Source organism: Povalibacter sp., assembly GCF_036520495.1.
Classification (GTDB): domain Bacteria; phylum Pseudomonadota; class Gammaproteobacteria; order Steroidobacterales; family Steroidobacteraceae; genus Steroidobacter.
In genome coordinates, this window is sequence record NZ_DATDJO010000067.1 from 58,630 (window position 1) to 70,801 (window position 12,172).

Annotated in this window: 8 protein-coding genes; 7 read left to right on the forward strand and 1 reads right to left on the reverse strand. The window is 64.6% G+C overall.

The window, feature by feature from the left end:
- The first annotated feature begins 3 nt into the window (after window positions 1-3).
- The 7 genes from VIZ63_RS22885 (at window position 4) to VIZ63_RS22915 (ending at window position 7,818) form a co-directional block, all read left to right on the forward strand.
- A complete protein-coding gene (locus VIZ63_RS22885) occupies window positions 4-729 on the forward strand; it encodes a response regulator transcription factor (protein WP_331612136.1) in 726 nt (241 codons plus the stop codon).
- Window positions 730-759: 30 nt separating this feature from the next.
- Window positions 760-3,162 carry a PAS domain S-box protein gene (locus tag VIZ63_RS22890; RefSeq protein WP_331612137.1) on the forward strand — a complete coding sequence of 801 codons (2,403 nt, stop codon included), beginning with the start codon at window positions 760-762 and terminating at the stop codon, window positions 3,160-3,162.
- The gene (locus tag VIZ63_RS22895) at window positions 3,155-4,333 is read left to right on the forward strand and encodes an EAL domain-containing response regulator (RefSeq protein WP_331612138.1); all 1,179 of its coding nucleotides are present in this window, start codon (window positions 3,155-3,157) and stop codon (window positions 4,331-4,333) included. The genes VIZ63_RS22890 and VIZ63_RS22895 overlap by 8 nt, the downstream gene beginning before the upstream one ends.
- Before the next feature lie 299 nt (window positions 4,334-4,632).
- Entirely contained in the window at window positions 4,633-5,202 is a 570-nt protein-coding gene (locus VIZ63_RS22900) for an RNA polymerase sigma factor (RefSeq protein ID WP_331612139.1), read from the forward strand.
- On the forward strand, window positions 5,199-5,852 hold the full coding sequence (locus tag VIZ63_RS22905; protein ID WP_331612140.1) for a hypothetical protein: 654 nt from the start codon (window positions 5,199-5,201) through the stop codon (window positions 5,850-5,852). Before VIZ63_RS22900 ends, VIZ63_RS22905 begins: the two co-directional genes overlap by 4 nt.
- Complete coding sequence (locus VIZ63_RS22910; RefSeq protein WP_331612141.1) at window positions 5,849-6,745, forward strand: DUF4097 family beta strand repeat-containing protein; 897 nt, start codon at window positions 5,849-5,851, stop codon at window positions 6,743-6,745. Before VIZ63_RS22905 ends, VIZ63_RS22910 begins: the two co-directional genes overlap by 4 nt.
- Window positions 6,746-6,846: 101 nt before the next feature.
- Window positions 6,847-7,818: a diguanylate cyclase gene (locus tag VIZ63_RS22915; protein WP_331612142.1), complete on the forward strand. Its 972-nt coding sequence runs from the start codon at window positions 6,847-6,849 to the stop codon at window positions 7,816-7,818.
- 196 nt (window positions 7,819-8,014) lie between these two features.
- Here VIZ63_RS22915 and VIZ63_RS22920 read toward each other — a convergent pair whose 3' ends face one another.
- Window positions 8,015-12,133, reverse strand: a complete 4,119-nt coding sequence (locus VIZ63_RS22920) for a PAS domain-containing protein (protein WP_331612143.1) — start codon at window positions 12,131-12,133, stop codon at window positions 8,015-8,017.
- Between the last annotated feature and the right edge of the window lie 39 nt (window positions 12,134-12,172).

Consider the following 12,172-nt stretch of genomic DNA (forward strand, 5'->3'; position numbering starts at 1 on the left):
GCAATGAGTCTCGGGCCTACCCTGTTGAAGAGTGTCCACAAGCCGTTGACCAGCGCGCCAAAGGATCGCAAGCGCCGTGTCCTGATCGTGGACGATCATCCCATCGTGCGCCAGGGACTGCGACGCCTGATCGAGGCCGAGTCGGATCTCGAGGTCTGCGGCGAAAGCGAAACCGCGCGCGAAGCGAAATCGCTGATCCGCGAGCTCGAGCCGGATGCCGTCATCGTCGACGTCTCGCTGAAGCAGGGCGACGGCCTGGAACTCGTCAAGGACGCACGCGCTCACTATCCGTCGCTGCCGCTGCTCGTGCTGTCGATGCATGACGAGGCGATCTATGCGGAACGCATGCTCTCGGCCGGCGCCAATGGCTACATCATGAAGCAGGCTGCGTCGGATCAGTTCCTCGTGGCGCTGCGCCGCGTGCTCGAAGGCGGCATCTACGTCTCCGAAGCGGTCGGCAACAGCATGATCGAGAAGTTCGCCTCGGGTGGCGCCTATATCTCGGCGAATCCCATCGACAGCCTGACGAATCGCGAGCTGCAGGTCCTGCACATGATCGGCAAGGGCCTGTCGACCCGCCAGACTGCCGAGGCGTTGAACCTGAGCGTAAAAACGGTCGAATCGCATCGCCAGCGCATCAAGCGCAAGTTGTCTCTGCGGACCTCGGCCCAGCTTATGCAATACGCCGTGAACTGGTACGCAGGCAGGGAGCCCAGTCCGAAGGCATGATCGACTAAGAATCAGATTTCAGGGATTGCGGTGGATTTCCTGCCAACACTGTCCGAGTTGAATGTCGCAGGGGCCCTCGCAACCGCACTGTTGGTTGCTGCGCCTGCCGCCTGGGCGATCTGGTTCCTGCGGCGTCGGGTGCAGCATCTACGGCAGGATCTGGTCAGAACGGCCACCGCGCAGCGCCGCGACAACGCGATCGTCGAAGCCTCGGGCGAGGGCGTGCTGGAAATCGACAGCGCGGACCGGGTCCGCTACGCCAATCCAGCCGCGGCCCGCATGCTCGGGTACGAAGGCAGCGACGACCTGCTCGGGCTGAATTTCCGCACCCTGATCAGCGATTCGGACGAACGCGGCAGCCGCGTCGTCCGTCGCGGTGCCACCACCGACATCATGACCGGCGTCGGCGCGGTGCTGAAGCGCAAGGACGGCAAGCGTCGCCCGGTCGAATACCGTGTCGTGCCAATCACGCCCAATCGCGGGCCTGGTGGCATGGTGCTGGCCTTCCGCGATGTCAGCGAGCGCGTGCGACTCGATGCATTGCTGAGCGACATGCAGGCCACAGCCCTGGTCGGGGGCTGGGAGATGGACGTCGCCAGCAAGCGCATCTTCTGGACCGACGCGGTCTATGCGATCCACGATCTCGTCGCCGGCACGCCGCTCAATGAAGAGCTGGCCCAGTCGTTCTTCGCCGAACCCTACCGCAGCGAACTGCGCCGCACCCTGGAACACTCGGTGGCGACCGGGCACACGGCGACCCTGCAGCTTCCCATCACCAGCGCGCGCGGCCGCTCCATCTGGGTTCGTCTGATCATCAAGGCCGATCGTCGCGGCGGTGAAACGGTGCGACTGCACGGTGTCATCCAGGACGTTACCGATCGTGTGATCGCCGAACGCCAGGTGATCGAAACCCGCGATTTCTACGAACTGACGCTGAATGCCATTCCCACGCTGGTGATCTACGTCGATCGCAATCAGGTGGTGACCTACGTGAACAAGGCTGTCGAGGAGTTCGTCGGCCTGCCGCGTGCGGAATGCGTCGGACGCGCATTGAGCGCGCTGTATGCACCAGATGAGTTTTCCGTCATTTCCGGCCACGTCGAGGCAGCACTGCGCGGGGTTGCCGGCACGCTCAAGCAAAGCACCACTCGGGACGGCCGGACGCGCGACTGGCAGAATCATTTCGTGCCGGAATTCGAACAGCGTGCCGATGGATCGAACGGCGCGGTGCGCGGATTCTTCGCCATCGGCTATGACCTGACCGAGATCAAGCGCCTCGAAGCGCGCCTGCTGCAGGCGCAGAAGATGGAGGCCATCGGCCAGCTCACCGGCGGTATCGCGCATGACTTCAACAACCTGCTGGGCGTCGTCATCGGCAACCTGCAGTTGCTGGAGCGCGGGGTCGACGACGATCCGAATCTCGCGCGCAAAGTTCACACGGCGATGCGCGCAGCGATGCGTGGAGCCGATCTGACCCGTCGATTGCTGGCGCTGGCCCGTCGCCAGATGCTCGATCCCAACGTGGTCGACCTGAATCGGCAGCTCACGGGCCTTGCCGATCTCATGCAGCGCACCCTGGGTGAATCGATCGAAGTGCGCATGGTGCAGTCGCACGATCTGTGGCACACGCGCGTCGACGCGGGCCAGTTCGAGAATGCGATTCTCAATCTCGCCATCAATGCGCGCGATGCCATGATCGGCGGCGGCCGCCTCACGGTGCGCACGCAGAATGTGCTGCTCGATGCCGATTTCACGCGTGCGCATCCACAGATCGAACCCGGCGAATTCGTGTCGGTCAGCGTGACGGACAATGGCGTCGGCATCGAACCTGAGGTGCTGACCCGGGTCTTCGAGCCCTTCTTCACAACCAAGGAGTCGGGCAAGGGCAGCGGCCTGGGCCTGGCGATGGTGCACGGCTTCGCCGAACAGGCGGGCGGCGTGGCCACCATCAGCAGCGAGATCGGCAGGGGCACGACCGTGCAGATCCTGCTCCCGCGCTGCCGTGAAGAGAATTCCCTGCGTGAAGACACCATCGTCACGCGCTTCGCGCCGCTGGGCAACGAAACCATCCTGGTCGTCGAGGACGATGCGGATCTGCGCGAGACGGTCGTGACCACACTTACGCAGCTTGGCTATAACGCACTGCCTGCGCAGAATGCGGAGCGTGCACTGCAGATTCTCGGTGGTTCGGAGCACATCGACCTGCTGTTCACCGACATCATGATGCCCGGCGGTACGCTGGGCCCGGAGCTGGCGCGCCGCGCGCGCGAGCTGCGGCCTGGTCTCGAAGTACTATTCACAACCGGCTACGCGGACAGCGCGGTGTTGAGCGGCGGTGTCGCCGCAGCCGATGTCCTGCACAAGCCCTATAGAAACGAAGAACTGGCCTTGCGCGTGCGCCATGTGCTGGACCGGGAGGCGCGTGTTGCCTGAGTTAGCAAACAGACTGCTCGTCATCGACGATCAGCCCGACCTGTGTGAATTCATTTCCGAGGCGGCCGCCGCGATGGGTTTCGAAGCCATGGCCGTCACGGAGCCCGAGGCGTTCCGTCGCGCCGTGCAGGAATTCCAGCCGTCCGTCGTCGTGCTCGATCTGCAGATGCCCGGCGCCGATGGCATCGAACTGCTGCGATACCTGGGCGAGCGCGGCAGCAAGGCGCATGTGCTCGTCGCAAGCGGCATGGATCAGCGCGTGCTGGCCACGGCGCAGCAGCTGGGTCGGGCACAGGGGCTGACGATGCTCGGCGCGTTGCAGAAGCCGATCATGCTCGCCGATCTCGAGGCGACCCTGCGGCGTTGCCTGCAAGCGGAGACGCCCGTCACGATAGCAGCGCTGACGGCAGCGCTGGATCAGCGCCAGATCACGGTTCACTACCAGCCCAAGGCGACGCGTGTGGCGCCGGGTCGCTGGATCATCGAGGGCGTCGAGGCGCTGGCCCGCTGGGAGCATCCCACCCTCGGATTCATTTCGCCGGCGCGCTTCATTCCGATGGCCGAGCGCAATGGACTGATCCGCCGACTCACGGAGCAGGTGCTGGAAATATCGCTCGCGCAGAGTCGTGCGTGGGATGACATCGGGCTGCAGTTGTCGGTGGCGGTGAATCTGTCGCCGCAGCTGCTCAACGATCTCGCCTTTCCGGATCACGTGGCGAACATGGCGGCGCGGATCGGCGCCGAGGCGCGCCGGGTCATCTTCGAGGTCACCGAGAGCGCGGCGATGTTCGATCCCGGCACCACGATGGACGTGCTGACGCGCATGCGCGTGAAGAATTTCGGCCTGTCGATCGATGATTTCGGCACCGGCTATTCGTCGCTGAAACAGCTCTACCTCATGCCGTTCAGCGAACTGAAGATCGACACCTCGTTCGTGCGCGACATCTTTGCGCACGAAGACGCCCGCACGATGGTCGAGACCATGATCCTGCTGGCGCACAAGCTGCGCCTGACCGCCTGCGCCGAGGGCGTGGAAACGCCCGAGATCCTGCAGTTCCTCGACTCCGTCGCCTGTGACCGCGCGCAAGGGTATTTCATCGGTCGCCCGATGCCCGGCGCTGACCTGCAGGAGCGGACACGGGTGTGGAACGAAAGCCAGAGCAAAGCCTGAAGAAGGGGCAGCTGGGCTCTGGGCTGCTGGCCAGAGTCGGAGCCTCACCCCTTGTCAAAGATTCCAGCCCTACTTCCTTCGGCCGGACCTTGGGAATTCAGTTGAACCCGCCGCAAAAAACCAGTAGGCGCGGTGTGTACTCGGGTTCTGGCCAGCAGCCCAGAGCCCAGCGCCCAGCAGCCCTCCTTTAAACGTCTTCCCCGTCCCCCGCATCCAATCTCCCGAACGCGATGAATTCCATCGCATCGAGGCAGGGGCGATGAGTGCCAACGGGCGCCCGACGGGTCAATATCTCGCTTGTGAACGCTGATCGCTCCACGGTTTCCGATGCGGCGCTGGTCGAGGCTGCGCGCCGCGGCGACATGCGCGCCTTCGAGCGCCTGTACCGCCTGCATTCCGGCCGGGTGCTGGGATTGTGCCTGCGCATGTCGCGTCGTCAGGACGTGGCGGAGGATTGCGTGCAGCAGACCTTCATTCGTGCCTGGCGCAATCTCGCTGCCTTCGAGGGGCGCAGCGCGTTCGGCACATGGCTGCACCGGATCGCGGTGAACGAGGTGCTGAGCTACGCCCGCAATCACGGCACGCGCACGGAAGTCAGCGATGCCGATGTCGAGGTGGAGGAAATCGCCGCGACAGGCCACGGCGGCAGTGGCGAAGTCGATGCCGGCGAAGTGATGGATGTCGAACGCGCGCTCACCGGACTGCCGGAAGGCGCGCGCCACGTGGTGGTCTTGCAGGCCGTGTACGGTTATAGCCATGAAGAAGTTGCAGACATGCTCGGAATCGCCGTCGGTACCTGCAAGGCGCAGCTGCACCGCGGTCGCCGGCTGCTGCGCGAACGACTGGGTATGCAGGAGCTGGAGTCATGAACGGTCCGCGTGATCCTCTGGATGCCGCGCTCGAGGCGCTGCCGCGCGATGCTCAACCGACTCGCGATCTGTGGACCGGCATTCACGCCGAAATTTCCGGTCAGCCGTCCGTCCACGCGGGATCGTCCGGTGGGACTTCTCCCCCGGGACTTCCGTTTGGCCGCGTTGGTCACCGTTGGTCATCGCCTGCGACAGCGACGTGGATGCGACTCGCGGCTGGATTCGTGCTGATCGTCGCCTCGTCTTTGACGACGTACGTCATCACGCGGCAAGCCGCACAGGAGAACGTGCTGCAGGCACAGCGTGCCGTCGAGATACACCAGCCCGTCGTGCCGGTGATGCCGGCGAATTTCGGCGGGCAGCAAGAACTGAACGCGGAGTATCTGAGCGCGCGCGCGTCGCTCGACGCGGAATTCCAGCGCCAGCTCGCGATGTTGCCGCCGGTGACCCGCGCGAAACTCGAGCGCAATCTCGCGGATCTGCGCCGCGCCGCCAGCGAAATTTCCGCGACGCTTGCCGAGCATCCGAGCCACCCGCTGCTGCAGGAATTGCTGCTGTCGACCTACCAAAGCGAACTGGCGCTGCTGGGCAGTGTCACCAACATGAACGTACCGACCAAGACGACATCCCCGCACGAGACGCGCCTATGAACACATCAACGAGAAGAACCGCGCGCCTGCCGATCGTCATGGCGCTGCTGGGGCTCGCCACGATCGCGCAAGCCGATCCGGTCGAGCGCACAGTGCCTGCGGACGCGCGCGGCGAAGTCGAGATCGTGAATGTGGCGGGCGATGTGCAGGTCCGCGGTTGGGATCGCGCGGAAGTGCAGGTGCATGCCGACTTGGGCGATGGCGTCGAGAAGCTGGATGTCCAGAGCAGCAGGGGACGCACGTCGATCAATGTCATCGCCCGCAACGGTCGCAACAGCAGCTCGGGCTCGGACCTGATCGTCGAAGTGCCGCGCGACAGCACCCTGATCGTCAAGACCGTGAGCGCCGATCAGACGATTGCCGCCGTACGTGGTGCGCAGCGTCTGCAGGCGGTCTCCGGTTCCATCAATACCCAGGTCTGGGGTCAGGAGGTCGCGATCAAGACGATCAGCGGCGAAGTCACGGTCGCCGGTCAGAAGGTGGCAGGTCGGACCGCCGTGAACACGGTCAGCGGCGACGTGAACCTTTCCGATATTGCCGGCGAGCTGACGCTGGAAACGGTGACGGGCGATATGGGCGTGCGAATGCCGACGTTGAGCCGCGCGCGCATCCAGACCACCAATGGCGAACTGCGCCTGCGTGCCGCGCTGACGGCGGACGCCACGCTGGATGCCGAAGCCATCAACGGCGATCTGTCGTTCCTGCTGCAGGCGCCCGTCAACGCCGAGTTCGATGTGGAGACCTTCAATGGTGAAATCGACAACTGCTTCGGGCCGAAGCCGGTTCGCACCCGCGAATTCGCGCCAGGCAATGCGTTGCGTTTCAAGGAAGGCAACGGCGGCGCCCGCGTCCGCGTGAAGACGCTCAACGGCGGCGTGGAGATCTGCAGATAGAGCATCCGGAGTCTCCCCGTGGAGATCTGAGCCTCGCTCGTCGCCATCTCCCGGAGCCGGCAATTGGCCTTTGCTGTCCATGCCAGCTACGATCTGGTCGCATGTCAGAGCCAACAAAGACAACAATTGAGGCTGCGACGTCCGCGGCCATCTGGCGCATTCTGCTCGTGGATGATGAGCCCACGCAGCGGCTGATCGTCGCACGCCTGCTGAAGCGGGCCGGTTACGAAGTCGAAACGGCTGGCAATGGTGTCGAAGCCGTGGCCAAGCTGGAGTCGGGTGATTTCCAGCTCATGATCACGGATTGGGAGATGCCCGAGATGGACGGCATCGCGCTGTGCCGCGCGCTGCGCAAGTCCGAGACTCGAAGTTATACCTACACGATCCTGCTCACGGCGCGCGATTCCATCGAGAACGTGGTGGCCGGACTGCAGGCCGGTGCGGATGACTATCTCACCAAGCCCGTCATCGAGCCCGAGCTGATCGCGCGGCTCAACACGGGCAAGCGCATCGTGACGCTCGAGCGCTCGCTGCGTACCGCCAACGAAGAGAACCGGCGCATCTCCATCACCGATCCGCTGACCGGCGCCTACAACCGTCGCTATCTCATGGAGCAGCTGCCGCGTGAGATCGACCGCTCCGCGCGGTACGGCCGCGAACTGTCGGTCATCATGTGTGACGTCGATCATTTCAAGCGCATCAACGATGCGCATGGGCATCTCGGCGGCGACGAGGCGCTCCGATGGTTCGTTACCCGCCTGCAGAAGCACGTGCGTTCGGCCGACTGGGTGGCGCGCTACGGTGGCGAGGAATTCGTGGTGGTGCTGCCGGAAACCAATATCGTGAATGCCGGCGCGGCCGCGGAGAATCTGCGCAAATACATCGCGGACGGTCGTTGCTCGCTGCCGGGTGCCGACGCCGTCGAGGTCACGGCGAGCTTTGGCGTTGCCGGGTGGCAGGCGTCGGTGCAGCAGGGAGCGACACTCGACACATTGATCGCGCGTTGCGATGCCGGGGTGTATGCCAGCAAGGCGAATGGCCGCAATCGGGTGACGGTGCAGGCGATGGATTGAGGCAGGGCCAACTGGCCGCTGGCCAGAGTCGGAATTGGGAAAGGTCTGATTAATTCCGTTCGTGCTGAGCGAAGCACATCTCGAAAATGGTGCGCCAGTTTCAACGTTGTGGCGTTCACCCTTCGACGGTGCTCAGGGCGAACGGAGAATAAATCAGAGGTTCCTTGGGAGTCGGCCTTGTCGTCGACCTGGCCGGTCAGCCAGCGGCCAGTTGGCCAGTTGGCCGGTTCGCAGGGGCGCCCGCCTGCCCTTGCAGGAACTGCGCCGCCCGCTGAAACTCCAGATCGATGCCCAGCACCAGGTCGCGCAGCCGCGGCTGATCCAGTCCCGGTCCGTTCGTTTCCAGGTCGGCCGCCAACGCCCGCAACGGCTCGGCGTAGATATTGGCGCTGGCGCCTTTGAGCTTGTGAGCGGCGCGCGCGAGCAGTACGCGATCCAGATTCTCGAGCGCCGTATGGATTTCCTTCAGCACCTGTTCGCCGCTCGCCACGAAGGTCACGGCGAGTTCATGAGCAAACTCGGCATCGCCTGCCGTCAGTTCATGCAATCGTCCGAGTTCTACGGGCACGCTGTCGGCGAGGACCGGCGCCGGGCCGGTCGCCGGGGCCGTGTCGGGAAGCCGGCCCAGTCCGTACCGATCCAGCGCTTCGTGCAGGCGTGCGATGTCGAGTGGTTTGGTCAGGAAACCATTCATGCCCGCGTCGAGGCAGCGCTCGAGCTGCCCTGACATCGCGTTCGCTGTGAGCGCCACGATGGGCGTCGTGCGGCCGGGCCGGTCGCGTTCCAGTTCGCGGATGCGTCGCGTCGCTGTCAGTCCGTCCATCACGGGCATCTGCAGATCCATCAGCACGATGTCGAAGCGGCTCTCCTGCCAGGCCTTTACGCCATCCGCGCCGTTGTCGGCCACGCGGACCTTGCAGCCCATGCGCTCGAGGAAACGCACCGCGACCTTCTGATTGACCGCGTTGTCCTCCACCAGCAGCACGCTGCCCTGGAAGCGGCGCGAGCCTTCGTTGCCGGTCAGCGAACCACGTGTGACGATCGGCTGGCTGCGCATGTGCCATTCCCTGGCATTGCGCGCCAGCACCCGGTCGAGACACTCGAACAGCTCGCGCGCACGCACCGGTTTGGTCAGATAGCCGGCGAATCCCAGCGACGCGAATCGTTGCATGTCGCCGTGGCGATCGAGCGAGGTCAGCACGATCACGCGCGCCTGCGACAGCTCCGGGTCCTGGTTGATGCGCTCGCCGAGCGCGGCGCCGTCCATGTCCTGCATGCGGTAGTCGACGATCACGACTTCGAAGGGGTGGCCGTCGCTGAGCGCGATGCGCATGAGGCGCAGCGCTTCATCGCCGCTGCCGGCGAGGCTCGCTTCGTAACCGGTATGCAGCAGCTGGCCGGCGAGGACGCGACGATTGGTTTCCTGATCGTCGACGACCAGGATGCGCCGGCCGAGGCGCGTCAGATCGATCGGCACCGTCAGGGTCTGGCGGCCCACCTCCATCGGCAGCACGAACCAGAACACCGAGCCCTTGCCCGGCTCGCTTGCGACGCCGACTTCGCCGCCCATCATTTCGACCAGCCGACGCACGATCGACAAGCCGAGGCCCGTCCCGCCGAAGTGCCGCGTCGTCGACGAATCGGCCTGCACGAACGGTTGGAACAGCGAGTTGAGCGTCTCGGGTGCGATGCCGATGCCGGTATCGCGCACCTCGAACTGCACCAGCGCCTTGCCATCGCGGTGCCCCGCCAGGCTGACTTCGATGACGATCTCGCCCTGGCGCGTGAATTTGACGGCGTTGCCGACCAGGTTGATGAGGCACTGGCGCAATCGCTGCGGATCGCCCACGACGTGCGCCGGCACCTCGGGATGGACGTGCACCACCAGTTCGAGATTGCGCGCAGCGGCCTGGAACGCCATGACGCCGCCGACGTCCTCGACGTTGCTGCGCAGGTCCATCTCGATGGCTTCGATGTCGAGCTTGCCGGCTTCGATCTTGGAGAAGTCGAGAATGTCGTTGATGACGATCAGCAGCGAATCGGCGCTGCCGCGGATGGTCTCCGCGTAGTCGCGTTGCGTGCGGTCGAGCGTCGTCTCGAGCAGCAGCCCGGTCATGCCGATGATGCCGTTCATCGGCGTGCGGATCTCGTGGCTGACGTTGGCGAGGAATTCGCTCTTGGCGCGGTTCGCCGCTTCGGCGGCCTGCGTCGCGCGCAGCAGTTCTTCGCGGGCTGCGCGGGCCTCGGTGACGTCCTGGAGCGAGCCGGAGAATCGCTGCGCACGACCGTCGGCATCCTTCTCGGCGCTTGCGCGGGCGCGGAACCAGCGATAGGTGCCATCGCGCATGAGCAGACGGATTTCCACGTCGTAGGGCTGGCCGAGATCGAGATGCGCCCGCGTGGCTTCAACCACCCGCTCGACGTCTTCGGGATGCAGGCTGTCGCGCAGGAAATTCCGGTGCTCCGGAAATTCGACCGGGTCGTAGCCCAGCAACTGACACAGACGCGGCGATGACCAGGCCGTGCCGTCGGCGTCGGTCTCCCACAGGCCGTCCTGCGTTCCGGCGATTGCTCGCTGGAAACGCTTCTGCGCCTCGCGCAGGGCATCCTCGGCGAGTTTCTGTTCGTGAATGTCCTGAATCGAGCCCGCCATGGTGGTTATGCGGCCATCGGCATTGCGCTCGATACTGCCGCGGGTGCGTATCCAGCGATATTCCCCGGCGGCGGTGCGCATGCGGTGGTCGACGGCAAAGGGAGCTGCCTCCCGGTTGTGCCGCAGCAGTGCTTCGCGGCTGGCGTTGGCGTCGTCCGGATGCACGATCCGCCGGGTGAATTCGTCCACATCCGTGGGCAGTTCACCGGCGGCGTAGCCGAGCAAGGCGTGATAACTCGACGATGTCCAGATGGTCTTCGTGTCGAGCACCGATTCCCAATGCCCTTCCGAACTCGAGAGGGACGCGTGCTGGATGCGACGTTCCGCATCGCGCAGCTGCTGCGCCTGCTGCTCGAGCTGCTCGGCCGCTTCGACCTCGCGCGTGATGTCCCATGACACTCCGAGCAGACTCGTCAGCGTGCCTGCCTCGTTGACCAGCAGCTTGGCGTAATTCTGGATATGGACGATGCGGCCATCGCGACCGATGCCGCGATAGCGGAACGAGGCGCGGTCGCTGCCGGAGGCGATCGCCCTGGCGATGGCGTCGGCGGCCGTATGCTCGTCCTGCGGCAGAGCGCGATCGGTCAGGCTCGAGAACGAATGATCCGTGAGATCGTCCGGCTTCAGCGCAGCGATCGGGTTCTCGACCCACAGGAATTTGCGGGTGACGACATCCAATTGCCACGAGCTGATGTCCGCGGCCTGGGTCGCGATGCTCAGGCGATCGAGCAGCATGCGCTCATGCGCGGCCTGTGCTTCCACCCGCTCTGCCGCCTCGACTTCGCGTGTGATGTCCCACGACACGCCAAGCAGCCGGTGGACCCGACCCAGCTCGTTGCGGACGAGCCGGGCATTCACCTGGACATGAATGATCCGGTTCTCGCTGGTGAGTGCGCGATAGCGATAGGTCAGGCGCTCCTTGCGCCCGCGGATACCGTCGGCGAGCGCTTCCACGAACAGATCGCGATCGTCAGGATGCAGGAGGCGTGCGAAGGCTTCGAGTGAATCGTCTTCGGGCTCCAGCATTCCCTCGATGTGCTTTTCGATCCAGAGAAAGCGTCGCGCTTCCAGGTCGATTTCCCAGGAGCTGATACCGGCAGCTTGAGTAGCGATGTTGAGTCGGTCGAGCAGCTGGCGTTCCTGTTCGGCCTGCCGCTGCAGGAGTTCCTGGGTCTGGACTTCGTTGGTGACGTCGGTCGTCGATCCGAGCAGACGCGCGGCCCGGCCCTTCTCGTCGCGCACGATGTGGACATGCGTCTGCATGTGACGGACGAGGCCGTCGGGCCGCATCAGTCGGTAGCGATACGAATAGCGCGACTCGTTGCCGGCGAGGGCACGCTCGATGATCCCGGTGAGTTCGTTGCGATCGTCCGGATGCATCATCCGGGTGAGCGCATCGCCATAGTCATCGAGAGACAGCTTGCTGAGGCCGAACGCTTCGATGCGGTTCTCGGCCCAGATGAATTTCCCCGTGGTTGCGTCGATTTCCCACGGGGTGAAACCGCCGGTCTTCAGCACCGCCTGAAAGCGATCGACCATGAGCTGCGTCTGATCGTCCGGGGGGAACTCCTGGTTTGTGCGACGCAACTGCATCGTGCGCAGTGCCCAGGCCAGCGCGAATCCGCCGGCGGCGGCGATGAACATCCAGATTACGGTGCTCACGGGGCTGCGCCGTCCCTGCAGCCGGCCCTGCTAGAATTC